The sequence below is a fragment of the Amycolatopsis sp. GA6-003 genome (assembly GCF_046267895.1).
Taxonomy (GTDB): Bacteria; Actinomycetota; Actinomycetes; order Mycobacteriales; family Pseudonocardiaceae; genus Amycolatopsis.
The window spans coordinates 4,996,246-5,019,799 of sequence record NZ_CP176499.1; the positions used below are offsets into that span (position 1 = coordinate 4,996,246).

Here is a 23,554-nt window from a genome sequence, read left to right on the forward strand (position 1 = left end):
TGCGAGATGCCCGGGCGGCTGCGGAAGTGGAACACACGCGTCGATGACTACCTGCGCCGGAAGGCGGCGGAGGGCGGCAACATCGTCGCGATGACGCGCGTCGCCGCTGACCTGCGCGAACGCGGCGAGTCGGCAGAAGCCGAGGAGTGGTACCGCCGGGCCGCCTCCGGCGGGGACCGGATCGCCATGACCGCGCTGGCCCACCTGCTGGCCGAACGCGGCGCCGACGACGAAGCCGCCCGCTGGTACCACGAAGCCGCACAGGCCGGCGAACCGCACGGCATGCTCGGATACGCCCGCACCTGCGAAAACCAAGGTCGCCTCGGAGACGCGGAGCATTGGTACGCCGCCGCGTACCAAGCCGGCGCGACCGAAGCCGCCGGACTGCTGGGCCACCTCCTCGTCGAAGACGGCCGGTACGCCGAAGCCGAGGGTTGGTGCCGCGCCGCCGCGGAGGAGGGCAGTGCGACGGCGATGCTGGACCTCGGCGTGGTACTGCGCGAGCTCGGCGCGCCGGACGAGATGGCGCACTGGTGGCGAGCCGCGGTGGACGCGGGCGAACTCTCCGCGACCTGCCTGCTGGGCCGGGAAGCGGAACGGGCGAACCGGGAAGGCGACGCCGAGCGGTGGTTCCGGCGCGGCGCGAAGGGCGGGCACGTCGAGGCGAAGGTGCGGCTGGGGCTGCTGCTGCATCGCCGGGGCGACCTCGAAGAGGCGGAGAACTGGTACCTCGAAGCAGCCGAGGCGGGCGACGCGGCGGCGATGACCAATCTCGGCGTCCTCGCCCGCAATCGCCGCGACGACGGCGAGGCCGCGGCCTGGTACCGCAAGGCCGCCGAGCACGGCAGCATTCCCGCGCTCACCAACCTGGGCCATCTCGCCGAAGCCCGCAGCGACCTTGCCCAGGCCGAACGCTGCTTCCGGATCGCCGCGGAAACCGGCGACGTGCAGGGCATGCTGAGCCTGACCCGGATGCTGCGCGCCCGCGGCGCGACCGCCGAAGCCGACCACTGGCAGGCCCTCGCCACCAACCGTCCACAGTAGACACTCTGGGCCGGGTCTCGGGGTCGATCTCCGGGATCATCCCGGATGTTCCCCGGCGCCGGCGCGGCTAGCGTCGGCCGAGTGTTGTTCCGACGCGTGCTTCTCGTCCTCCTCGCCGGGATCGCGGTGTTCCTGGTGCCGTGGACCGTCTACCTCGGGCTGACCCTGCCCGAGCACTTCGACACGAGCCAGTGGCGAGTCGCCTGGGTCGGGTTCGACATCGTCCTGCTGCTGTGTTTCGCCGCGTCGGTGCTGCTCGGGATGCGCCGCAGCCGCGCCTCGGTGCCGATGCTGGCCGCGACCGCCGCGCTGCTGTGCTGCGACGCCTGGTTCGACGTCGTCCTCGACTGGGGCGGTCCCGACCAGTGGGCCAGCCTCGGCACCGCGCTGGTCGCGGAAGTGCCGATCGCGCTGTTCCTGCTGTGGCGGGCCCGCGCGCTGCTCGCCGGGAACGCGCGGCCGCGGCCGCTGACCATGAGCGACATCGCCGTGCGCACGAACCCGAACTACCAGCGGTTGCTGCGGCTGATGCCCGCCACCTCGGCCGAACTGCGCGCGCAGGTCCCGATCGACGTCCCGGCCGCGTTGCTGACGCTGACCCACGCGGGATACACGCGCCGCACCCGCGACGGCCGCTGGCACTCCCTCCCGCAGAGCACCAACGAGGCGAGGCCGGAGGACTTCCCCGAGGAGGACCGGCCGAAGCTGGCCGCCTACCTGGACGCGAAGTACGACCACGAGGTGCGCTTGATGGCCTGGGCCGCCGAGCGCCGCGACACCTTCGACGGCTGGACCGCGGGGAGCCGCGCCGGGATGCGGCTGAGCTACCAAGACTTGAAGGAGTTCGAAGCCGAGTACCTGGAACTGGTGCACCGCTACGCCGCCCGCAAACCCGGTCCGGCCGAGGAGGCGCGTGATCTGGCCGTGCGGTTTTACGCCTTCCCGGAGCCGGAACCGGCCGAGCTGGCGTAGGTTTCGAGGCATGATTCATCACGTGCAGGTCGCCTGCCCAGCGGGCGCCGAGGACGACGAACGCGCCTTCTACACCGGGGTGCTCGGCTGGCCCGAACTGCCGAAACCGCCCCTGCTGGCGGCCCGCGGCGGCTGCTGGTTCCAGGTGCCCGGCGTCGGCGGCCCGGACGGCGAACTGCACGTCGGCGTCGAGGCGGATTTCCGTCCGGCACGCAAGGCGCACCCGGCGTTCGTGGTCGACGTGGACGCCGCCGCCGCCGCGATCGAAGCCTCCGGCCGGTCGGTGACGTGGGCCGATCCCGCGGAAATCCCGGGTAGGCGGCGGTTCCACACCTTCGATCCGGTCGGCAACCGGCTGGAGTTCCTCGAGGGCTGACCGTCCTTTGTGGAGGATCAGTCGCCGACCGCGTCCCGCCCGCGCTTCACGATCAGCGGATCCGGTTGCCCGACGATCTTTTCGTCCTTGCCCTCGTAAGCGAAGCGCGACAGGAAATAGCGCATCGCGTTGATCCGGGCGCGTTTCTTGTCGTTGCTCTTGATCGTGATCCACGGCGCGAGATCGTTGTCCGTGCGGAGGAACATCGCCTCCTTGGCCGCGGTGTAGTCGTCCCATTTGCCGAGCGACCGCAGGTCCATGGGGGACAGTTTCCACTGCCGCACCGGGTCGACCTGCCGGATGATGAACCGGGTGCGCTGTTCGGCCTGGGTCACCGAGAACCAGAACTTCGTGACCGTGATCCCGCTCTCCACCAGCATTTCCTCGAACAGCGGCACCTGGCGCATGAACTGCTCGTACTGCTCCGGCGAGCAAAACCCCATCACCTGCTCGACCCCGGCGCGGTTGTACCAGGACCGGTCGAACAACACCATTTCGCCGGCGGTCGGCAGGTGCTGGACGTAGCGCTGGAAATACCACTGATGCGCTTCCCGGTCGCTGGGCTTGGCCAGCGCGACCGTCCGGGCGTGGCGCGGGTTGAGGTGTTCCATGAACCGCTTGATGGTCCCGCCCTTGCCCGCGGCGTCCCGCCCCTCGAACAGAATGACGTGCCGGCTGCCGGTCTCGGTGATCCAGTTCTGCAGCTTGAGCAGTTCGACCTGCAGCAGATACTTGGTCTCGTCGTACTCCTCGCGCGGCATCCGCTCGGCGTAGGGATAGTTCTCCCGCCAGGTGTCGACCGCCTTGCCGAACGCGTCGATCAGCACGGGATCGTCATCGTGATCCTCGCCGACCGAATGCCCGTCGATCTCGAGCCGATCGATGTACTCCCGCACGTCCCGCAACATGCGGCCGACCTTAAGCAGGGCAGGTGAACGGGAGGTGTCTCAGAACCTCAGCAGGTCCTCGTGCGCTATCTCGGGCTGCGGCATCTGCCACACCGGCAACCGACGCAACTGCGCGACCGTCAGCGGTGCGGTGAAGTCCACTCCGTACTCTTCGCCGCTGATTTCGGTGAACCGCAATCCCGCCGGGGAAAACCCGCTCCCGATCGCGACGAGCCGCGCTTGCTCGCTCACCGCGAGCCACGCCCCGGCGAAGTGCAGGACCGCCGCGTCAACCGCGGCCTCCCGCACCGTCCACCGCACTCGCGGCCAGTCCTGCGTCCGCTTGGCTTGTTCCCCGAGGTACCGCCGCACCGCCGCCCCGACCCGGCCGCGATCCGGCATCGTGTCGACCGGCTCGACGATGTTCATCAACTTTCCGAGCGGGCCGTCGAGATCGTCCGCGGTCCTCCCGACGAGCACTGCCCGGTCGCCCGCGTCCGTCCGGTGCCCCAGCCAATAACTTCCGCCCGCCGAGGTGTCCTCGGCCGACGCGATCCATTTCCGGTGCGGTTCCGGCCATTCGAGGTCGAAAACCTCGCCTCGCACCGCGCCGGCTTCCAGCGCGGACCCGTCGAGCCGTTCACCGCGCAAGGCAGCCATGGCCGGAGTTTACCGCGCCTCGACCAGGTACAACTCCGCCCGCCCGGAGAGCGGCGCGGAAATCGTCCAGTGGGCAAGGTAATCCGGCGGCGGCGGTCCCCACACCCGGCGCAACGCGAGGTCAAGTTTGCGCGGCCGCACGGTGTCGTCGAAGAACGCGAAGTTCACCCGGAGCAAGCCACGTGGCAGATGTCCCGCCCGTTCCTCCAGTTCGTCGATCGCCTCGGGCATGCGGCCGCGGTCGGAGAAGACGTCGATGATCGCGCAGTCGCAGGTGTAGGCCAGCACGCCGATCTCGTCGGCGCTGGCCACCGTTCTTCCGGCCGCCAGCCTGCCTGTTTCCCGGCCGATTTCGGCGTACTGCGCGCTCGTGGTGTAGTTCGACGTGAACGGGGCGAAGGCGCGCGGCAAACCGTCCCCGGCGTAGCCGAGCCCGCTGGCACCGACCAAAGCCACCACGACAACCGTCCCGGCCGCGCGCTCGACCCGGCGGGCGGAACCGGCCGCTGCCGCGCAGACGAACAGCGTCGCCGCGACGATTCCGGGGCCGTAATACCAGTGGTACGGCGGCACTTTCAGCTGAACGTACGCCAGGCTGTGCACTGCTCCGGCCACCGCGAGTGCCGCGAACGGGAGCAGCTTGCGGCAGGCCGCGTTGCCGCGTAACACCAGGCCCAGCCAGCGCAATCCGGCCAATGCCGCCAAACCGACGCACAAGAACGCGAGCGCCGTTTGCCCTGGCATGTTTTGCCAATAAAGTCCGACGCCGTTGCCGAATTCCCACTTCCCCCAAGCCTGTCGCGCGCCCTGCAGGGTTTTGATGACGAGAGTGTCCGGAACCGCGGCTCCCAAGACGACCCAGCTGAACGCGAACCACGGCACCGCGACCAGCGCCACGCCTTGCACGCTGCGCAGGCCGTCGACCCAGAACCGCCGGCGCACAAGGAAAATCACTGCCGCGAAGAGCACCAAATCGACCCGGACCAAGGTCAGCGCACCGACCGCCAGCCCGAACGCGAACGGCCGCCGTTCCACCGAAAACACCAGCAGCCAGGCAAGTCCGGCCGCGCCGAGTTCGACTTCCATGCCGATCGACGACACCAGCAGCGGGTTCACCGTCAACGCGGCGATCGCGAGAACCGGGAACCAGCGAGGCAGCCCGGCGGCCGCGCCCACCCTCCGCAGCGCCACTACCAGCAGCACCTGGCAGACCACGTACAACACGCCCGCGGCGAGTACCGCGTCCCGCAGCACGAATGTCAACGCCGCCAGGGAAAGCACGTTCAACGGCGAGGTCGCCGTATTCGAGGTGCTGTCGGCCAGCAATCCCCAATTTCCATGGAACGCTAAATTGCGCGCGTAGCTCAAGGTGATATAGGTATCGTCGATCAGATGTCCATGCGCCAGCACAAAGAACAATGCCGACGCGGCCGCCGCTCCGAGCAACAGCCAATCCACCCGTCTTCGGGCGGAAACGAGCTGTTCCCGGCCTGCTCGAGGCGTCGTCAAACCCAGTGTCATTATTGCCTTTCCCCCAGCAGCAGATCGGTCCGGTGCTATCTCCCCGGAAAGTCGTGAACTTGCCCGTCGCGCATGGTCACCCGGAATGTTCGGGTGTAATCGTCTTGCGGAGAACTGCCCGCCACGAATTTCACGACGAAAGTGCCGTCGTTCAGCGAAGCAGGAGTCATCGAACCGCCCGGCCCGTGCAGCTCGACTTTCGCCACGTCGGGGCTGGCGACCCCGAACACGACGCTCGACTGGCCGGGATTGACGCTGCTGGTGAAACCGCAGATCGGGCGGGTGGCGCTGAGGTAGGCGTAGCTCTCTCGCCCGTGGGTCCAGTTCCTGGCGTCGGTGACCATCAGGCCGTAATTGCGGTCGTAATCGCCGGAATCCTGGCTGCGATAGAGAACGCAGACAGCCGCGAGCGAGGCGTTGCGGAGGACGAGGTAACCGCGCCGCGCGTCCTGATCGACCTTGAACGTCGCGCGCCAACTCTCCCGGTCAGGCAACTCGACTCCGAAAGAAGGAGCGCTGTCGAGGCAGGACTTGAACAGTCGCGCGTCCCCGGCGTCCGGCTTGGCACCGGCCGGAAACCGGGTCACGTCCGGACTGGTGTCGTGCACCGGCGAGAACACCAGCGTCGCGCCCAAGGCCAGCGCGCCGACTCCCGCGGCGACCGCCAGCGGCAGGCCCGGCTTCCGGTGCCGCTGGCCGCGCAGTTCCGGAACGAGCCGGTTCCACATGGCTTCCTTCAGCAGATCAGGCATCGGCCGGTCGGGAGGCAGGTTGAGCTCGTCGGACATCAGAACTCCTCTCCAACACGTGCGCCGGTGTCTCGCAGCAGCTCGCGCAACCGGCCGCGAGCCCGGGAAATCCGCGCCCGCACGCTCGGTTCCGCGATCCCGAGCACCGCGGACGCCTCCGCGGTCGACAAACCGCCCAGCAGACAAAGCTCGACAGCCCGCCGTTCGGCCCGAGGCAGCTTCGCGACCGCGCCCAGCACGACCTCCAGCCGCCGGTCCGCGTCGATCTGCCCGGCCACGTCCTCCGCGTGATCGCGCACGACGTTGGTGCGCGGCAACCGGGTCAGCACCGCCGCGAACCGCCCGAGCCGACGCTGCTCCCGACGGGCCAGATTGGCGGTCACCGTGTACAGCCACGGCCGAGCGCTGTCGTTCACCAGCGTCACCTCGCCGAGCCGCCGCCACGCGGTCAGGAAGGTCAGCGAGGCCAGGTCCTCGGCAGTGGCCCAGGAACCCGTCAACCGGTAGGCGTAGTTCCACACCGCGCCGGCATGCCGGTCGAACAACTCCCCGAACGCCGCGACGTCGCCCGCCGCGGCTCGCGCCCACAGCTCCTGGTCGCCGCCGGGGACGTCCGGGACGTCGGCACCGTGCTCGGCCGGCATCCCCCACCCCCACCCCCGCCCCTGATCCGAAACTGTCGTCACAACCCCCTGTCCCCGGTCGCCTCGACAGCGTTGCATCCGGCCCGGGACCAGGTGCTCAGCGTCTCGCCTCGGCGGAAGCGGAAAGCTAGAGTCGGGCGGGACCAGGTACCGGCGCCCGGTTCGCCGGGTGGAGGGCGGGGGATGACCGACTACAGACGCGACGAGCCGAACCCCTTCCCCGCGGCCGGCCACGGATACCCGCCGCCCGCGAAACCCCGCCGGACCGGCTGGGTCATCGGCGGAGCCGTCGCGCTGGCGGTCGTGCTGGGAATCGGGATCGGCGTCCTGGCCGGGCGGCCGTCCGACCCTCCGCCAGACCGAGTCGCCGAGCCGGGCTATTCGATGGAGCACGTCGGCAACGCCTGCGATCTCGTCGATCCCTCTCCGCTGCGGAAGTGGTCGCCCACGCCCAAGGGACCGCCCCACCACGAGGAAGTCCGCCCGAGCGAGACCAGCGCCGGCAGCCTGAGCTGCGAAATGCGTTACGCCGGAAGCGACACCCTGAACTCCGCCGAAATCCTCCTCGACGTCGAATTCACGCCGTCCTCCTACTCGAACTGGAAACGCGGCGCCCTCGCGAAAACCGGCGAGGGCAAGGCATCCGGACCGATCACCGGAGTCGGCACCGAGGGCTTCTGGCACTCCGAGGTCTACGGCGACCTGGTCGCGAACACGCGCTACGTCCTCTGTGTACTGGACGGCAATGTCTCGGTCCGCGTCCGGCTCAATTTCAGCCGCACCCGGGAGGTCGCGCAGATGCACCGCACCGAAGTTCAGCCGATCGCCGAAGCACAGGCGCGGAAGGTTCTGGACGGGTTGAAAGGGAACAGATGACTCACTCCCCGCTCCCGTTGCGGGACAACCAAGATGGGCTCCGAACCGATACCCGCGATCTCCAACGAGGCCGGAATGGCGTCCGCGTCTGGAACACCGCCCCCTCACGGGGTTGGACCTCCGGCACGATCCCCGGACTCGGCAAGCGCAATTACTGGCGAGCCGACAGCACGACGGAACCGGGCCGAGGCGCTAGCTACCTCGTCGGGGTGGAGGACGGCAACGGGACGGTGGAGATCCAGGTCGCCGTTCATCGCGCCCGAGGCGAGGCGCCGCTGAAGACGGACGAGCTGTCGTCGACCGCACGAGCGCAGCTGCGCGCGGTACTGGATCCGCTCAAGAAGCGGCAAATGCACAACGGGCCGGGTGCGAAAAGCACCCGGCCCGTTGTTTACTGTCTCGACCAGACAGTGCGCCCGAAGGGATTCGAACCCCTGACCTTCTGATCCGTAGTCAGATGCTCTATCCAGCTGAGCTACGGGCGCGTGTTCAGTTGTTAACCTAGCACCTGCCGAAACAGGCACCAGCGGAGGCTCCGGGATTTGAACCCGGGAGGGGGGGTTACCCCCAACCGCATTAGCAGTGCGGCGCCATAGACCAGACTAGGCGAAGCCTCCTGGGTCCTAACGACCACTGCTCAGATAGGTTACACACCCCTCCAGCCCCTTCGGAAGGCACCCCCCTCAACGCTGCAGCAACCGCCGCAACCAGGGGGAACGGCCGCCTAGTCCCTCGGCTTCGAAGGTCGCGATGCCGACGCGCGGGAGCGACCCGACGCCCGGGTACACGAGGTATCGCGGGACCCAGCGGGGCTGGAACTTGGCGTTGAACCGGTAGAGGCTTTCGATCTGGATCCAGCGCGAGAAGAAGTGGAGGACCTTCGCCGAAAGCCGGGCGACCGGGCCCGCGCCGATGCGTTGGCCTTGTTCCATCAGGGCGCGGAAGGCGGCGAAGTTCAGCGACACGTGGTCGATGCCGTGTTCGCGCGAATACAGCAGCAGTTCCGAGATCATCAGCTCGTTCACGCCGTTGTCGGCGGTGCGGTCCCGCCGCATCACGTCCAGCGACAGTCCCCGCTCGCCCCACGGCACGAACTGCAGCACGCCTCGGACGCGGCCTCCCTGTTCGGCGGTGACGAGCACCGAACCGGGGTCGCCCATGCGGCCCAGCGCCATCGAGAAACCGCGTTCGGTTTCGGTGCCGCGCCAGGTGGCGGCCAGGTGCACCAGCTCGGGCAGTTCGCCGGGCCGCAAGTCCTCCGCCCGGCGCACCAGGACCTTGTAACCCGCCCGCTTCGTCCGCGACGCCGCCTGCCGCACGCCGCGCATCACGCGGCCTTCCAGCGTGAACGTCTTGGTGTCGACGACCGCCTCGTCGCCGATTTCCAGCACCTCCAGACCGAACCTGGCCCACACCGTCGCGCCCAGTTCGGACGCGCCCATCGCGGTGGGCACCCAGGCGTTGCGCTGGCAGATGTCCAGGTACTCCTCGATCGCGCCCGGCCAGGCCTCGTGGTCGCCGAGCGGGTCGGCGGACGTCAGCGCGACCCCGGCGATCACCCGGAACGTGACGGCCGCCTTGCCGGTCTTGGAGAACACCGCGAACTTGTCGCGGCGCAGCGCGAAGTAGCCCAGCGAGTCCCGTTCCCCGTGCTGCTTCAGCAACTCGTGCAGCCGCGCGAGTTCGTCGTCGGACAGCTCCGGCGCGGGTTCGGCCGAGCGCAGCAGGAAGTACGCCGACACCAGCACCCCGGTGATGCTGAAGAGCAGCCCGATCGACGCGGACAGGTCCTCGAACCACATCTCGTGGAACACCGCGGGCCCGCTGACCCCGGTGAGCGCGAGCGCGGACTGGGACAGCCGGTCGGCGAAGCTCAGCGGGTCGAGCATCCGGGCAGGGGCGACCGACAGCAGCGCGAAGTTGAGCACGAACCCAGCCAGCACCAGCTGCAGCAGCACCCGCAGGGCCCGCCAGCGGCCGACGGTCGGGTCCGGCCGGGCGATGAAGTACCGCCGGGTGCCGATGAGCCCGGCGAGCAGCACCATCGACACCACGCCCGCGCCGAACACGTGCCGCAGCCCGAGGTGCGACAACGCCAGCAGCGCCGCGAAACCGACCGCCAGCTGCCAAGCACGGCGTTTGCGGCGGCGGAGCCCGGCGGCGAGCATGATCAGCAACACACCGGTGACCAGCGCCACAGCGGCCGCCGCGGTGGTCGCTTCGCTCGGCAGCTCCAGCCATTTCGCCACGTGCCCGCGCACGTCGCGGCCCACCGGGACGACCGTGGACACGATCGCCAGCAGCCCGGCCAGCCTGGTCACCCACGTGATCGCGACGACCGACGTGACGCCGGCCGCCTGCCAAGTGTGCTGCGCGCGTGTCCCCGTCACCACGCGTGCAACACGCACGGCCCTGCCATGCTTCCCCCCGCTTGCGCGTTCAGTCCGCGGCGAGCTCCACGAAGGGGGCCAGCGCGGCCGGATTGGCCAGCGCGTCCCTGCTCACCGCCCTCTCCGGCGCGACTCCGGAGAGGATCCGCTTCACTGGTACTTCGCACTTCTTACCGTTCAACGTACGGGGTATCTCGGAAACGACGATGAACCGATCGGGTACGTGTCGTGGCGACAGCGCGACGCGAAGCTCTTTCCGCAGGTCAGGCTCGACTTCCTCGAGCTTCGCGCCCGCCGTGAGTACGAGAAAACACAGCAGCTGCCCGTTCTCGTTGCCCGCCGCCGACGTGTCGATGACCAGCGAGTCGGCGACCTCGGCGAAGCCTTCCGCGACCCGGTAGAACTCGGCGGTGCCCATCCGGACGCCGCCGCGGTTGAGCGTCGAATCGCTGCGGCCGTAGACCACCGCCGAGCCGCGGCGGGTGATCTTGACCCAGTCGCCATGCCTCCAGATACCCGGGAACATCTCGAAGTACGCCTCGCGCAGCCGGGAACCGTCCGGGTCGTTCCAGAACGAGACCGGCATCGACGGCATCGGCTCGGTGATCACCAGTTCGCCGACCTCCTCGACCACCGGCTCGCCGCGGTCGTCGAACGCCGCCGCGGCCACGCCGAGCGCGCGGCAGGACAGTTCGCCGAGCCACACCGGCACGTCCGGCGCGGACGTGACGATCGCCGCGCACAGGTCGGTGCCGCCGGAGACCGCGCAGATCTGCACGTCCCGGCCGATCGCGTCGGCGATCCAGCGGAAGCCCTCGGAAGACAGCGGCGCACCGGTCGAGCCGACCACGCGCAGCGCGCTGAGGTCGTAGCGCTCGGCCGGGGCGAGGCCCGCTTTCAGGCAGCTTTGGATGAACGGCGCGGAGGTGCCGAAGTAGGTGACGCGGTGCTGCTCGGCCAGATGCCACAGCGCGTTCAGGTCCGGATGGCCGGGACTGCCGTCGTACAGCACGATCGTGGCGCCGACGAGGAGCGCGGAGGAGATGAAGTTCCACATCATCCAGCCGGTGGTGGTGAACCAGAAGAACCGGTCGCCCGGTCCGAGGTCGCTCTGCAGCCCCAGCGCTTTGAAGTGTTCGACGACGATGCCGCCGTGGCCCTGCACGATGCCCTTCGGGAGCCCGGTCGTGCCCGAGGAATACAGGATCCACAACGGATGCGCGAAGTCCACCGGCTCGTACGCCAGCTCGCCGCCGGCGTGTTCGGCGAGCACCGCGTTCCAGTCGAGGACGCCGTCGAGGGTCTCGTTTCCCAGGTATTTCACCAAAACAGTGGTTTCCAGCGACGGAATCTGTTCCCGCAGCCGCTGGACGTTGTCGCGGATGTCGAATTTCCGGCCGTGGTAAGCGTATCCGTTCACCGCGATGAGCACCTTCGGCTCGATCTGGGCGAACCGGTCGGCGATCGCGCGGATCCCGAAGTCCGGGGAACACGACGACCAGATCGCGCCGAGGCTGGCGGCGGCGAGGAAGGCGATGAGCGTCTGCGGGCAGTTCGGCGCGAGCGCGACGACGCGATCGCCTTTGCCGACCCCGAAAGCACGCAACGCGGCGCGCGCGGCGGCGACGTGCGCGCGGAGGTCGCCGTAGGTGAGTTGCTCGGCGAGCCCGTCCTCGCGGTGGAAGATCACCGCGAGTTCGTCGTCGGCCTTCGGGGCGCCGCCGGTGCCCGGACGCAGTGAATGTTCGGCGTAGTTGAGCGTGCCGCCGTCGAACCATTTCGCGTCCGGCATCGCGCCGGACAGGACTTCCCGCGGCTTCTCGTGCCAGCGCACGCCGAAAAACTCCGCGACCGCGGTCCAGAACTCCGGAACGTGCTCGACCGAGTACTGCCACAGGTCGGCGTAATCGGCGAGGTCGACGCCGCGTTGCTCGCGCAGCCAGCGGCGGAAGGCTTCGATCTTCGAGTCAGCGACCCGGTTCGGGTCGGGTCGCCAAAGCACCTCGGGAACAGCGGCGTTCTCGGTCACTCGCCGATGCTAACCCCGGAAGTCCGTTCCGACCTCGCCGATCCGGGCCCGGCCTCCCTCCACAAAGGACACAAGGGCGGCACCCGCCGTCGCTTCCGCGAGATCAGCGGAGGTGCGCGTCGAACCAGTCGAGGGTGCGGTGCCAGGCCTCTTCGGCCGCGCTGGGGTCGGCGTCGAAGCGGTGGTTCGCGCCCGGATAGCGCACGACGTTCGTCGCGACTTTCGCCGAGGCCGCCGCCTCGCGCAGGCGCTCCACCGCGGCCTCGCCCGCCTCGTCCCCGGAGTCGCCGTACATGCCGAGCCACGGGCTGGTCAGGCGACCGGCGATTTCCAGCAGTTTCGGCAGCTCCGCGACCCCTTGGCCGCCGACGCTCACCGCCGCGCCGAGCTTGCGGTGCGACGCGACCACCAGCGCCGCCGTGCCTCCGAGATCGAAGCCGACGACACCGCGCAGATCGGCGTCGACGCCGCGGTCGGTGAGCCATTCGAGCGTGCGGTCGGTGGCGTCGAGCAAGTCGCGCTGAGTGAGCTGCTCGCCGGATTCGATGTGCGGGGTGACGGTGAGCCAGCCTTCGCCGGCAAGGCTTTTGACCAGCAGCAAAACGCCGTCGGTGACTCCATTGCCCTCGTGCAGGACCACCAGGCCGCCGCGAAGCGCGCCGTCGGGTTCGGCGAAGGTGAGGCGCAGGGTGCTGCCGTCGGTACGCTGGTGGTCCACGGTGGTCGTCGACGTCATCGCCTCATGCAATCACCTCTGGGTGAACATTGGGAACCTTTCCGGATCCGCCGGGGCGAGATACGGTGACCCCGTCGTCCCGTGAAAACCGAGGAGTTCCGACGATGCCGTCCCTCGCCCCCCGCCCTGACCTCGATTCGTTGCCGAAGTACGTTCCTGGCCGAACGATCGAAGGGGCCGTCAAGCTCGCGAGCAATGAGGTGCCCGGCGGTCCGCTGCCGAGCGTGCAGGCGGCGATCACGGCTGCGGTAACCGGAGTGAACCGGTACCCGGACAACGGATCCCAGGCCTTGCGCGAGCGGCTTTCGCGGCGGCTGGACGTGCCCGCGCAGCAGCTCGCGATCGGCTGCGGCTCGGTCTCGCTGTGCCAGCAGATGATCCAGGCGCTGTGCGGTCCCGGCGACGAGGTGCTGTTCGGCTGGCGGTCGTTCGAGGCCTACCCGATCGTGGTCCAGGTGGCGCTCGCGACGGGCGTGAAGGTGCCACTGACGCCGGAGCACGGGCTGGACCTCGACGCGATGCTGGCGCGGATCACCGACCGCACCAAGCTGGTGTTCGTCTGCAACCCCAACAACCCGACCGGCACCGTGCTGCACCGCGACGAGATCGAGCGGTTCCTCGAAGCGGTGCCGCCGCACGTGCTCGTGGTGCTGGACGAGGCGTACAAGGAGTTCGTCACCGACCCCGAGGTGCCGGACGGCGTCGACTTCACGCGGACGCACGGCAACGTCGCGGTGCTGCGCACGTTCTCGAAGGCGTACGGGCTCGCCGGGCTGCGGGTCGGGTACGCGGTGGCTCCGGAGCCGATCGCGCAGGCGCTGCAGCAGGTGTACGTGGCGTTCTCGGTGAACAGCATCGCCCAGGTGGCCGCGATCGCGTCGCTCGACGCGGAGGACGAACTGCTCGCCCGGTGCCAGGAAATCATCTCCGAGCGCACCCGCGTGCGGGACGCGCTGCTGGAGATGGGCTACGAGATCCCGCCGACCCAGGCGAACTTCGTGTGGTTCCCGCTCGGCGAACGCACTGCGGCTTTCGCTGAGCACATGCTGGACCGGAAGCTGATCGTGCGCCCGTTCCCCGGCGAGGGCGCGCGCGTGACGATCGGGACGCCGGAGGAGAACGACCTGATGCTGGCCGCGGCCAAGGAATTCCAGGCTATTTGAGCACCAGCTGCACGACCGCGGCGAGCCCGATCACGACGATCACGCCGCGCAACACGGCAGGCGGCAGCTTGCGGCCGATCTTGGCCCCGAGCTGTCCGCCGATCGTGGACCCGAGCGCGAGCAGCCCGATCACCGGCCAGCTCACCGGCGCGACGAACGCGTAAATCGCGCCGGCGACGATGTTCACGACCGCGGACAGCACGTTTTTGACGCCGTTGAGCCGCTGCAGCGGTTCGGACAGCAGCATGCCCATGACGGCCATCAGCATCACGCCCTGCGCGGCGGTGAAGTAACCGCCGTAGATGCCGATGACGAAGAGCAGCCCGAACAGCAACGGCCCGGCACGGTGCTCGCGCCCATTGGCCTCGCGGCGTTTCTGCACCCACTTCGACACCTTGGGCTGAACGATCACGAGCACGACGGCGAGCCCGACGAGCACCGGCACGATCTTCTCGAAGGCGTCCTTGGGCAGCGTCAGGAGAAGAATGGTGCCGCCGATGGCCCCGAAGAACGAGGCGACCGCGAACCGCACCACCTGCGGCCAGTACCCGGCAAGCTCGTGCCGGTAGCCATACGCGCCGCTGATCGTGCCCGGCGCGAGCCCGACCGCGTTCGACGTCGTGGCGGTCACCGGCGGATACCCCAGCGCGACCAGCACCGGGAAGGTCACGAGCGTCCCGGAACCGACGACGGTGTTGATCGTCCCGGCCCACACCCCGGCGATGAAGATGACGACGGCATGCCACCAGGTCATAAAGCACTCACCCGCTGACCCTAAGCAGGACCCCCGACTCTCGGCGACGCGATGTGTCCGGTCAAACACTTGACGGCATCGACCCGGGCACGGCTAAGCCTGCCTGCCGACGGTCGCGGTTTCAGCTCACCGGCGGGCCGTCGTGCGCACCCGACGGATCCTCCGCGAACTGACCTGACCGCCAGCGCGCTCCGGTTCGGCAGCGGCACCCGCACTTCGGCCGCACTGCTCTCCCGCAACCGCTACCCCGTCACCGCTCCTCGCCAGCTGCTCCCTCCGCCAACGTTCCTTCCAATAACCACTCCTTCCGTCCTCCCACTACCCGCAACACCCGCGTCAGCGATCCGCACGCCTCACCCACGCCTCAACCGCCGCCGGGCACCTCACCGCTCAAAGACGCAAAACTCATTCCCCTCCGGATCCGCCATCACGTGCCACTCCCGGTCCTCTCCTCGCTCGGTCACCATCCGGGCCCCGGCCGCGGCGAGTTCCGCTGGGTCGCCCCACACGTCCAGGTGCATCCGGTTCTTCACCGTCTTCCGCTCCGGCACCGGGTTCAGCCAGAGCAGCGGACCCTCGCCAGCCGGGTCGACGATCGCGACCGGCCAGTCCGGCGGGCTCTCCCCCGGCGGGCCGCGCCGGACGTAGCCGAGTGCCGAGCACCACCAGTCGGCCTGTGCCTGATGATCGAGCGCGTCCAACGCCAGGTCCTTGAACTTCGCGGGCATGCTCCCTCCCTTTCCCTGCCGAAGCCGCTGCCGCTGCCGCTGCCACTGCCACTGCCACTGCCACTGCCACTGCCACTGCCGAAGATGGTGACACCCGCCACCGACAATTTCCGGCGGCTCGGGGCGGCAGCTGCCAGGATGGGCGGCGTGGCCCACGAATCCGAGCAGGTCTGGAGCGCCACGGTCGACCATCTGCGCACGATGATCGACTCGGGCGAGCTTCCGCCGGGCTCGCGCCTGCCCGCGGAACGCGCGCTGTGCGAGCAGCTCGGCATCAGCCGCGGGTCGTTGCGGCAGGCGTTGCGGGTCCTGGATTCGATCGGGTACGTCCAGATCCGCGCCGGGTCGGGCACCTACGTCCGTGAGCAAGGCACCACTGACAGCCCGCTGAGCAGTTGGTTTTCCGAGCACGAGCAGCTGGTCGAGAAGCTGTTCGACCTGCGCGCGACCGTCGAGCCGACTCTCGCCGAGCGGCTCGCGCGGCAGCACACGCCCCGCGTCGTGCAACGGCTCGCGGACAACGTCGCGGAGATGGAAGAGGCCGCCGCGGCCGGGGACATGCTGCGTGTGATCGCGACCGACGCCGAATTCCATCGGGTGATCGCGAGCAACGCGGGCAATGACGACGTCGCCGACCTGCTCCGTTCGGTCCTCGCCCTGGTCGGCGAAGAACGCCGGGCCGCGCTGCGGCTGCCGGGGCAGATCCGGAAGGCGGTGGCCGAGCATCGCGCGATCCTCGACGCCATCAGCCGTTCGGACGCGGCGGCGGCCCGCGAGATCACGCTCAAACACCTGCTGGACGCGAAAACCTACGCCCACGACTACGCGTCTTCCTGAACAACGAGGGATGCCTCCCCCGGCAATCAGCGCTACAGTCTTCACAAGTTTGTGAAAACTTTGACAACCAGGGGGTCCCGTCGTGGAGAAAGTGCACTTCACCGAGGAAAAAGCGACCAACCTCGGCACGCTGTACGGCCGCGCGCTCGACGCCCGCCGGAAAAACCCGATCCTCGGCGACACCGCCGCCGACGAGGCGGTCAAGAAGATCGACTACGACTTCCGCAGGCTCGGCGTGAACGAGAACTCCGCGGTCTCCGTCGCGATCCGGGCGCGCGCGATCGACGAGATGGCCGCCAAGTGGCTGGCCGGGCACCCGGACGCGATCGTCGTGCACCTCGGCTGCGGCATGGACACCCGCGTGTACCGGCTCGACCCGCCGCCGTCGGTCGCCTGGTTCGACGTGGACTATCCCGAGGTCGTCGACGTCCGCGGCCGGATTTACCCCGAGCGGCCCGGATATTCGGCGATCGGCTCGTCGGTCACCGATTTCGGCTGGCTCGACCAGGTTCCCGGCGACCGCGAGGCGCTGATCGTGGCCGAGGGGCTCACCATGTACCTCACCGCGGAGTCCGGAACCGAACTGGTCCGCAGGCTCGTCGGCAAGTTCCCCTCCGGCCGGATCGTGGCCGACTTCTTCAGCTCGCTCGGCATCAAGGCGCAGACGATCAACCCGGTGGTCCGCCGTGCGGGCGCGACTTTGCATTGGGGCATCGACGATCCGCACGAACTCGAACGCTACGGCCTCCGCCTGGTGTCCTGTTTGGACGCGACCGACTGGGCGAGCGACGAGACACTGGAGAAAATCCCGGTCGCGTCGCGGCTGGCGTTGCGGGCCTCAGCGCTGTTCCCGGCGATCCGCAAGATGGGCCGGATCGGCGAGTGGGATTTCTGAATCCCTAACCGACCCGGCGCAGCACCGCGTCGGCGACCTCTGCCACCGGCACCGTGGTCGCCACCTCGAACGTCGCCGACCAGCGCAGCAGCGGCTCCACCTCGTCCAGATAGCGCAACGTCTCGGCCAGTTCGTCCGGATGCTTGCCGTACGGATTGCCGGTTCGCGTCGTCAGCCGCTCGATCAGCACCTCGCGCGGCGCGCTGAGCAGTACGATGTCGGTGAAGCGCGGATAGAACCGCACCTGGTTCGAGACCGTGCCGGACACGAACAACGGACCCGGCGTCGACAACAGCGCGGCGATCCGGTCTTCGCGCCAGAGCCCGTCGCGGGTGTAGCCGCCGTAATCGGTGTCGACCGTGCGGTACCCGCGCCGGGAAAGTTCGGCGAGCAGGCTGGTCTTGCCCGCTCCGGACATCCCGGTCACCAGCACCCGCACCGCGGTTACCGGGTTTCCAGCACCCGTGCCACGAACCGGCCGATCTTCTCGTTCATCCGCTCGACCCGTTCCTCCTCCGAAAGCGACTCCTTCGGCTGCGGCACCGCTGGCTTCAACTCGCCACGCAGGTACGCGCTGCACGCCAGGTCAGCGCACAAATACGTGCCCACCGTGTTGCCGTCGCGGCCGGGTTTTCCGGCGAGCCGGGCGGTGAACAGCGCGATGTCGGCGAGCGGATGCGTCGTGGTGCAGAACGCGCAGATGTTGCTGCGCAGCCGCGATTTCGGCGGCGGCGCGGCGCGCAGGGACAGGCCGATCAGCTCGTCGCCGTGCGGCACGACGAGGTATGCCCGGCCGGGCGCCTTCACGTCGCGCCAGCCGAGGAAGTCGCGCTTTTCCCACGGGATGTCCGCCGGCAGCGTGACGGACTTGGCTTCCCCGCGGGAACAGTTGACGAACGAGGCGCGGATTTCGGCGGGGTCGAGCGGTTGCATGCGACCACGCTAACCATCGGCGAACCCGGACAGCGACAGCTTTTTTCGCTCCCGGACCCGCCACCCCATACGATCTGCTGGTGCGCACGATGATCGCGGGGAGGTTCCGGCTGGTTCTGCGCACCAGTCTGGGCTTCGCCGCGCTCGGCGTCGGGTCGAGTGTCGCCGGGGCTGGCGTCGTCGCGTTGCTGCTGCTCCTGCAGGGATTGCCGGAGGACGTCGACGATCGCGGCTGGGTGCTCGGCGTCACCGCGGCCGGGGTGGTCGCGGTCGCCCTCGTCGTCGGCACGCTCTGGACCGCTTACCTGCAGCGCCGCACCGTGGTGTGGTTCACGATCGGCCGCCCGCCGTCCGCGGACGAGGCGAAACGCGCGTTGCGGCTGCCGTTCGACATGGCGGTGGTGAGCGGCACCCTCTGGCTGATCGGCGCGCTCGCGCTGGGCATTCTGGCCGGCGTGCTCGGCTCGATCGGCGACGCGGCGGGCATCGCGCTCACCATCGGCCTCGGCGGGCTGACCACGGTCGGCCTCACCTATCTGGCCGCGGAATGGGTCGCGCGGCCGGTGATGACGATGGCGCTCGACGTCCTGCCGCCGCGCGGTTCGCTGCCGGTCACCGTGCTGACCCGGCTGGTCGTCACCTGGGTGCTGGCGAGCGGCGTGCCGCTGATCGGCGTGCTGCTGGTCACCACGCCGCCCGATCTCGGCCGCCACGGGAACCCGACGGCGAGCCTGATCGTGCTGTCCGTGACCGGCCTGACGACGGGCGCGATCGGCACCGCGCTCCTGTCCCGCGCCGTCGCCGCGCCGCTGCACCGGCTGCGGATCGCGCTGGACGCGATCGCGCGCGGACGCAAGGACGTGCACGTCGACGTGGACGATTCCAGCGAGATCGGGATGCTGCAGACGTCGGTCAACGACCTCGCCGCCGGCCTGCGCGAACAGGACCGGATGCGCGATCTCTTCGGCCGCCACGTCGGCACCGACGTCGCCCGGCACGCGCTCGAATACGGTGCGTCCCTCTCCGGCGACGTCCGCGAGGTCACCGCGCTGTTCGTGGACGTCGTGGACTCGACAGCGCTCACGTCGCGCACTCCGCCGCAGGAGCTGGTCGAGAAGCTGAACCGGTTTTTCGCGAGCGTGGTGTCCGCGGTGGACGCTCGGGGCGGGCTGGTCAACAAGTTCCAGGGCGACGCCGCGCTGTGCGTTTTCGGCGCGCCGACCCGGCTGTCCGACGGCCCGACGATGGCGCTCGCCGCGGCCCGCGCGATCCGCGACGCGGTGCTGTCGGAAGGCGAGCTGGACCTGGGGATCGGTGTCGCGACCGGGCAGGTGTTCGCCGGGCAGCTCGGCGCGTCGAGCCGGCTGGAGTACACGGTGATCGGCGACGCGGTGAACGAGGCCGCGCGGCTCACCGAACACGCGAAAGCCGTCCCTTCGCGGGTGCTCGCCAGCGAAACGACGGTGAAGGCCGCACTCGGCGGCGAACGGGAGCACTGGCGGCTGCACGGCGAACTCCACCTCCGCGGCCGCCACCGCGAGACGCGGACCTGGACGACCTAGGGCCCGCGCTCGATCAGGGCAGCTCAGGCCAGGTCAGCACCGTGGAACCCCAGGTCAGCCCGGCCCCGAACGCGGTCAGCAGGACCCGGTGCCCGGGCGTCAGCGTCCCGTCGGCGACCGCGTCCGCGAGCGCCAGCGGGATCGACGCCGCGCTGGTGTTGCCGACCCGGTCGATGTTCGAGACCACCGCGTCCGCGGGCATGCCGAGCTGTTTCGCGGTCGCCTGCAGGATCCGGATGTTCGCCTGGTGCCCGACGAACCGGTCGACGTCGCCGACCATCCAGCCGGCCTGCTCCAGCACCGCGCGCGAGGATTCCGCCATCCGCGCGCACGCCTGCCGGAACACGGCCGTGCCCTGCATGACCATGAACCGGTCCTTCGGGTTCTGCGGCACCCGCTGCGCCGCGCCGCCCGCCTCGACCCACAGCAGCTTGGCCAGTTCGCCCTCGCTGTGCAGGTCGAACGGGCCGAGCGCGCCGCGTTCGCCGGGCTCGCCGGCGCGCAGCAGCACCGCGCCGCCGCCGTCGCCGAAGATCGGCACCGTGGTGCGGTCGTCCGGGTCGACCAGAGAGGTGAAGACGTCCGCGCCGATCACCAGCACCCGCTCGGCCATCCCGCCGGCGATGAACCCGGCGGCGGTCGCGAGCGCGTAGATGAAGCCGCTGCACACCGCGTTGACGTCGAACGCCAGCGCGGTGCCCAGGCCGAGCCGGGCCGCCACCTGCGGCGCGGTGGCCGGGCACAGCTGGTCGGCGGTGGAGGTGGCGAGCACGACCGCGTCCGCGCGCCCGTCCGGGCCGAGCGCCGCCCGGCCGGCTTCCTCTGCGAGGTCCACAGTGGACTGGCCGGGCGCGACGCGGCGGCGCTCCCGGATCCCGGTGCGGGTGCGGATCCACTCGTCGCTGGTGTCCAGGCGGGCCGCGATCTCGTGGTTCGTCACCACGTGCTCGGGCAGCGCGCCGCCGATTCCGGCGACGACGGCGGCGCGGTGGCGCGACCGGACAGCACTCATGGCGGGACCTCCCAGACCGGCTGGTTGGCGGACGTCGCCGGTTGCCTCCCTTGTATGGCCTACCCCTGGGTAGACCGGTCAGTTGTGTTCCACGTCACTAAGAGACCTCTTCCACATTCGCTCAATAGGAGGTATTGCGTTCGGCGGCCAGGCGGCGTGGTAAACCCGAGGCTTTTTGTCGGTCCGCCCGGTTAGCCTGAAGTGTGCGCACTCCCGACCTCGACCGGCTCGACCTCGCCATCCTCTCCTGCCTGCAGACCGACGCCCGCACGATCGCCGAGGTCATCGGGTCCAAAGTCGGCCTGTCCGCCGCGGCCGTGCAGCGGCGGATCAAGCGGCTGCGCGAAGCCGGAGTGATCGAGAAGGAGGTCGCGGTGCTGTCCCCGGCCGCGCTCGGGCTGGACATGACGTTCGTCGTCATGGTGGAGATGGAGCGCGAGAGCCTGGCGGTGCTCGACGGCTTCCGCGCCCAGGTGCTGGCCGACGACTGCGTGCAGCAGTGCTACTACGTCACCGGCACCGCGGACTTCGTGCTCGTGGTCACCTGCCCGGACATGGCGGCGTTCGAGACTTTCGCGCGGCGGATGTTCTTCGACAACCCCAACGTCCGGCACTTCACCACGAGCGTGGCGATGGACCGGGTCAAAGTGGGCCTCACGCTGCCGCTTTCCTGACCCGGCCGAAACCGCAAGGGTTCTGTGTCCGGCGTTACGCACCTCCGGCCCGATGCAACCGATCGCGTGAACGTCGGCAGAACGCCGTCATGTGCTCCCGGGCCGATCATCTCCCTGCCGACCAGTTCGCGAGGCGCGAACGACCGGAGGACTCCAGGAGCAGCCGTGCACACCACCGACGCCGTACACCAGACCCAGTTCGTACTGCTGAACGAGAGCACTACGCCGGTGCTGTCCCGTCTCTCCTTCCACGTGTCGGAGCCATACGCGGTCACCGTGGCGTTCCGGACCGAACGCGGCCGGTGGATCGAGTGGACGTTCGCCCGCGACCTGCTCGTGACCGGGCTGGACGAACCGTCCGGGATCGGCGACGTGCGGATCCGGCCGGACCTGTCGCAGGACGAGGCCTTGCTGACGCTGGAAATCGAATCGCCCGACGGCTACGCGTCGTTCGAGCTGGAGCGCGCCGACCTCGAGGCGTTCCTCGAATCTTCCTACGAGCTGGTGCCGCTCGGAGCCGAGAGCGAGCACTTCGACATCGACGGGCTGATCGAGGAGATCAGCAACGTGTGAGAAGACCTGCCGATCCCGCGGCGAATGCGACAGGGGCGGTTCGAGTGCGCTGGAGGCACTCGAGCCGCCTTTGTCGCTTGTGGACACCCCGCGAGGGAGTGCCCGCACCAGCGCGGGCACTCCCTCAGGGGCCGAGCTCAGCCGCGAACGAGCGTGGTGCCCGTCGCCGACAGCGCGACGTTCACCGGGTAGTAGTAGCTGTTGACGGTGTCGCCGCCGGAAACCATGCCCTGTGCCTGGTTGCCGCTGATGAACGAACCGCCGGAGTCGCCGTGGTCGGACCGGGCGTTGGTGAGCACCATGCCGGTCACAGTGCCTTCCTGGTAGCGCACGGTCTGGTTCTTGGCGCGGATCGTGCCGCAGGTCCAGCCGGTGGTGGAGCCGGACTTGCACACCGAAGCGCCGACCGCGGCCTCGGTGGAACCGGCGACCCGAGTTCCGTTGTTGATCTGGCCGACCGGGGTCCAGTTGCTGTTGACCCGCGCGGCCGCGTAGTCCGCGCCCGGGAACCGGTAGGTGGAGAACTGGCCCATCGCGACCCGGTTGTAGCCGGACAGCGCGCCGCCGCCGGTGAGCGCCGCGCAGTGGCCCGCGGTCAGGAAGCCGCCGCTCACCGAGAATCCGACGGAGCAGCGGGACGAGCTGCCGATGTAGTACGCGTCCCCGCCGAGCACGTTGTAGTGCGTCTTGGGCACTGCCGAGGTCTCCGTCACGGTCACCGCCGAACTGTCCACACCGGACTGCCGGACGAACTGCTCGGCCGCGCCGCGCTGTCCCTTGAGGACAGTCAGGCTGATCCGGTTGCTCGCGGTGTCGATGCCCCAGCCGGTGACCGACTTCGGCGCGGCCTTCTCGTGCGCGTTCAGCGCCTGCACGGTCGAGTCGAGCTGCCGGGCGCTGAACCGGACGACCTGGGCCTCGGCGCCGGCCGCGCGCACCTGGTCGACGAGCGCCGCGTCGGTCACCGAGACGACGGCCTTGCCGGTCGCCGCGTTGAAGCTCGTGCCGCTGAAGCGTTCGCCGAGAGACTTCTCCAGTGCCGCGCCGACCTTGCTCGCGGCCTCTTCGTTCGCGAGCCGGGCGAGTGCCTGGCTGTGGGTGAGGCCGAGGTCGCGCTGCATCGCCGGGACCATGTCGGGGTTGAGCGGGGCGGCGCTCGCGGCCGGGACTCCGGCGAAGATCGCCGTCACCGCCGCGGCGGCGGTTGCGGCACCGAGGAATCTGATGGCTTTCATGCTTCTCCCTCGCGTTCGGTTCCCCCCGGCCTCGAAGCGTGCGGCGGTGGTCCAATCCACTGCAATAAGGGGGTCCGAGAATAGGTAGCGGAGCAATCCTTAAGTAGGGACTTGCGCGACTACCGAGCGTTGGCCGCCGGAACGGTCGTCCGCGGGTTGTTCCGCTGAACCGGCTAACTCCACGAGGTTTCGCACTCTTCGTGACCGTGCGCCGGGATTTCTTCTGCCATTTGGTCACCGTACGGAGGCAGACGTGTGAGCAGCGTGCCCGCCACCCCGCCGAGAGTCGGTTTACCCCGCCCCG

At 69.3% G+C, this 23,554-nt stretch carries 25 protein-coding genes and 2 tRNA genes; 11 read left to right on the top strand and 16 right to left on the bottom strand.

Features of this window, described 5'->3' with window-relative positions; genetic code table 11:
- The first annotated feature begins 6 nt into the window (after positions 1 to 6).
- The 3 genes from F9C12_RS22335 (at position 7) to F9C12_RS22345 (ending at position 2,392) form a co-directional block, all read left to right on the top strand.
- On the top strand, positions 7 to 1,044 hold the full coding sequence (locus F9C12_RS22335; RefSeq protein ID WP_409461739.1) for a tetratricopeptide repeat protein: 1,038 nt from the start codon (positions 7 to 9) through the stop codon (positions 1,042 to 1,044).
- 81 nt (positions 1,045 to 1,125) lie between these two features.
- Positions 1,126 to 2,016, top strand: a complete 891-nt coding sequence (locus F9C12_RS22340) for a hypothetical protein (protein WP_409461740.1) — start codon at positions 1,126 to 1,128, stop codon at positions 2,014 to 2,016.
- A 10-nt stretch (positions 2,017 to 2,026) separates the two neighbouring features.
- Positions 2,027 to 2,392 carry a glyoxalase gene (locus tag F9C12_RS22345; RefSeq protein ID WP_409461741.1) on the top strand — a complete coding sequence of 122 codons (366 nt, stop codon included), beginning with the start codon at positions 2,027 to 2,029 and terminating at the stop codon, positions 2,390 to 2,392.
- A gap of 17 nt (positions 2,393 to 2,409) precedes the next feature.
- Here the strand turns inward: F9C12_RS22345 and ppk2 are convergent, their stop codons facing one another.
- Genes ppk2 through F9C12_RS22370 form a run of 5 tightly spaced genes read right to left on the bottom strand, consistent with a single transcriptional unit; the run spans position 2,410 to position 6,853 of the window.
- A complete protein-coding gene (ppk2, locus tag F9C12_RS22350) occupies positions 2,410 to 3,300 on the bottom strand; it encodes a polyphosphate kinase 2 (protein ID WP_409461742.1) in 891 nt (296 codons plus the stop codon).
- Between the two features lie 39 nt (positions 3,301 to 3,339).
- Entirely contained in the window at positions 3,340 to 3,939 is a 600-nt protein-coding gene (locus F9C12_RS22355; protein ID WP_409461743.1) for a hypothetical protein, read from the bottom strand.
- A gap of 9 nt (positions 3,940 to 3,948) precedes the next feature.
- Positions 3,949 to 5,460, bottom strand: a complete 1,512-nt coding sequence (locus F9C12_RS22360) for a hypothetical protein (RefSeq protein WP_409461744.1) — start codon at positions 5,458 to 5,460, stop codon at positions 3,949 to 3,951.
- Between the two features lie 35 nt (positions 5,461 to 5,495).
- Positions 5,496 to 6,248, bottom strand: coding sequence for a hypothetical protein (locus tag F9C12_RS22365; RefSeq protein ID WP_409461745.1), 753 nt, complete (start codon positions 6,246 to 6,248; stop codon positions 5,496 to 5,498).
- Positions 6,248 to 6,853 carry an RNA polymerase sigma factor gene (locus F9C12_RS22370; RefSeq protein WP_409461746.1) on the bottom strand — a complete coding sequence of 202 codons (606 nt, stop codon included), beginning with the start codon at positions 6,851 to 6,853 and terminating at the stop codon, positions 6,248 to 6,250. Before F9C12_RS22370 ends, F9C12_RS22365 begins: the two co-directional genes overlap by 1 nt.
- Before the next feature lie 183 nt (positions 6,854 to 7,036).
- Between F9C12_RS22370 and F9C12_RS22375 the strand changes: the two genes are divergently transcribed.
- Positions 7,037 to 7,729: a hypothetical protein gene (locus F9C12_RS22375; RefSeq protein WP_409461747.1), complete on the top strand. Its 693-nt coding sequence runs from the start codon at positions 7,037 to 7,039 to the stop codon at positions 7,727 to 7,729.
- Between the two features lie 209 nt (positions 7,730 to 7,938).
- A complete protein-coding gene (locus tag F9C12_RS22380; protein ID WP_409461748.1) occupies positions 7,939 to 8,175 on the top strand; it encodes a hypothetical protein in 237 nt (78 codons plus the stop codon).
- Here F9C12_RS22380 and F9C12_RS22385 read toward each other — a convergent pair.
- The 5 genes from F9C12_RS22385 to F9C12_RS22405 all read right to left on the bottom strand — a co-directional run bounded on the left by F9C12_RS22385 (position 8,141) and on the right by F9C12_RS22405 (position 12,884).
- A tRNA-Arg gene (locus tag F9C12_RS22385) sits at positions 8,141 to 8,214 on the bottom strand. The genes F9C12_RS22380 and F9C12_RS22385 overlap by 35 nt on opposite strands.
- A 42-nt stretch (positions 8,215 to 8,256) precedes the next feature.
- Positions 8,257 to 8,346: transfer RNA gene (locus tag F9C12_RS22390), tRNA-Ser, on the bottom strand.
- Between the two features lie 66 nt (positions 8,347 to 8,412).
- Positions 8,413 to 10,122, bottom strand: coding sequence for a phosphatidylglycerol lysyltransferase domain-containing protein (locus F9C12_RS22395; protein ID WP_409467053.1), 1,710 nt, complete (start codon positions 10,120 to 10,122; stop codon positions 8,413 to 8,415).
- A gap of 46 nt (positions 10,123 to 10,168) precedes the next feature.
- A complete protein-coding gene (locus F9C12_RS22400) occupies positions 10,169 to 12,148 on the bottom strand; it encodes an acetoacetate--CoA ligase (protein WP_409461749.1) in 1,980 nt (659 codons plus the stop codon).
- A gap of 103 nt (positions 12,149 to 12,251) precedes the next feature.
- Complete coding sequence (locus tag F9C12_RS22405; RefSeq protein ID WP_409183812.1) at positions 12,252 to 12,884, bottom strand: dienelactone hydrolase family protein; 633 nt, start codon at positions 12,882 to 12,884, stop codon at positions 12,252 to 12,254.
- A gap of 104 nt (positions 12,885 to 12,988) precedes the next feature.
- Here F9C12_RS22405 and hisC point away from each other — a divergent pair, with 104 nt between their 5' ends.
- The gene (hisC, locus tag F9C12_RS22410) at positions 12,989 to 14,047 is read left to right on the top strand and encodes a histidinol-phosphate transaminase (RefSeq protein ID WP_409461750.1); all 1,059 of its coding nucleotides are present in this window, start codon (positions 12,989 to 12,991) and stop codon (positions 14,045 to 14,047) included.
- Here hisC and F9C12_RS22415 read toward each other — a convergent pair.
- Together F9C12_RS22415 and F9C12_RS22420 are read right to left on the bottom strand one after the other, a co-directional pair.
- Positions 14,040 to 14,801, bottom strand: coding sequence for a sulfite exporter TauE/SafE family protein (locus tag F9C12_RS22415; RefSeq protein WP_409183814.1), 762 nt, complete (start codon positions 14,799 to 14,801; stop codon positions 14,040 to 14,042). The genes hisC and F9C12_RS22415 overlap by 8 nt on opposite strands.
- A gap of 383 nt (positions 14,802 to 15,184) precedes the next feature.
- Positions 15,185 to 15,529, bottom strand: a complete 345-nt coding sequence (locus F9C12_RS22420) for a VOC family protein (RefSeq protein ID WP_409461751.1) — start codon at positions 15,527 to 15,529, stop codon at positions 15,185 to 15,187.
- Between the two features lie 138 nt (positions 15,530 to 15,667).
- On the opposite strand from F9C12_RS22420, the gene F9C12_RS22425 reads away from it, so the two are divergent.
- Together F9C12_RS22425 and F9C12_RS22430 are read left to right on the top strand one after the other, a co-directional pair.
- A complete protein-coding gene (locus tag F9C12_RS22425; protein ID WP_409186821.1) occupies positions 15,668 to 16,366 on the top strand; it encodes a FadR/GntR family transcriptional regulator in 699 nt (232 codons plus the stop codon).
- A gap of 82 nt (positions 16,367 to 16,448) precedes the next feature.
- Positions 16,449 to 17,261 carry a class I SAM-dependent methyltransferase gene (locus F9C12_RS22430; RefSeq protein WP_409461752.1) on the top strand — a complete coding sequence of 271 codons (813 nt, stop codon included), beginning with the start codon at positions 16,449 to 16,451 and terminating at the stop codon, positions 17,259 to 17,261.
- A 4-nt stretch (positions 17,262 to 17,265) separates the two neighbouring features.
- Here the strand turns inward: F9C12_RS22430 and F9C12_RS22435 are convergent, their stop codons facing one another.
- Entirely contained in the window at positions 17,266 to 17,700 is a 435-nt protein-coding gene (locus F9C12_RS22435; protein WP_409461753.1) for an AAA family ATPase, read from the bottom strand.
- A 5-nt stretch (positions 17,701 to 17,705) separates the two neighbouring features.
- Positions 17,706 to 18,194 (bottom strand): FBP domain-containing protein, encoded by a 489-nt coding sequence (locus tag F9C12_RS22440; protein ID WP_409183818.1) that lies wholly within the window; start codon positions 18,192 to 18,194, stop codon positions 17,706 to 17,708.
- Positions 18,195 to 18,283: 89 nt separating this feature from the next.
- On the opposite strand from F9C12_RS22440, the gene F9C12_RS22445 reads away from it, so the two are divergent.
- Positions 18,284 to 19,756: an adenylate/guanylate cyclase domain-containing protein gene (locus F9C12_RS22445; RefSeq protein WP_409467054.1), complete on the top strand. Its 1,473-nt coding sequence runs from the start codon at positions 18,284 to 18,286 to the stop codon at positions 19,754 to 19,756.
- A 13-nt stretch (positions 19,757 to 19,769) separates the two neighbouring features.
- Here the strand turns inward: F9C12_RS22445 and F9C12_RS22450 are convergent, their stop codons facing one another.
- On the bottom strand, positions 19,770 to 20,768 hold the full coding sequence (locus F9C12_RS22450; protein WP_409183819.1) for a beta-ketoacyl-ACP synthase III: 999 nt from the start codon (positions 20,766 to 20,768) through the stop codon (positions 19,770 to 19,772).
- A gap of 203 nt (positions 20,769 to 20,971) precedes the next feature.
- Here F9C12_RS22450 and F9C12_RS22455 point away from each other — a divergent pair, with 203 nt between their 5' ends.
- A complete protein-coding gene (locus F9C12_RS22455; protein ID WP_409461754.1) occupies positions 20,972 to 21,442 on the top strand; it encodes an Lrp/AsnC family transcriptional regulator in 471 nt (156 codons plus the stop codon).
- 165 nt (positions 21,443 to 21,607) lie between these two features.
- The gene (locus tag F9C12_RS22460) at positions 21,608 to 22,015 is read left to right on the top strand and encodes an SsgA family sporulation/cell division regulator (RefSeq protein ID WP_409183821.1); all 408 of its coding nucleotides are present in this window, start codon (positions 21,608 to 21,610) and stop codon (positions 22,013 to 22,015) included.
- Positions 22,016 to 22,152: 137 nt separating this feature from the next.
- On the opposite strand, the gene F9C12_RS22465 is transcribed toward F9C12_RS22460, so the two are convergent.
- Entirely contained in the window at positions 22,153 to 23,250 is a 1,098-nt protein-coding gene (locus F9C12_RS22465) for a S1 family peptidase (protein WP_409183822.1), read from the bottom strand.
- Positions 23,251 to 23,554 lie beyond the last annotated feature (304 nt).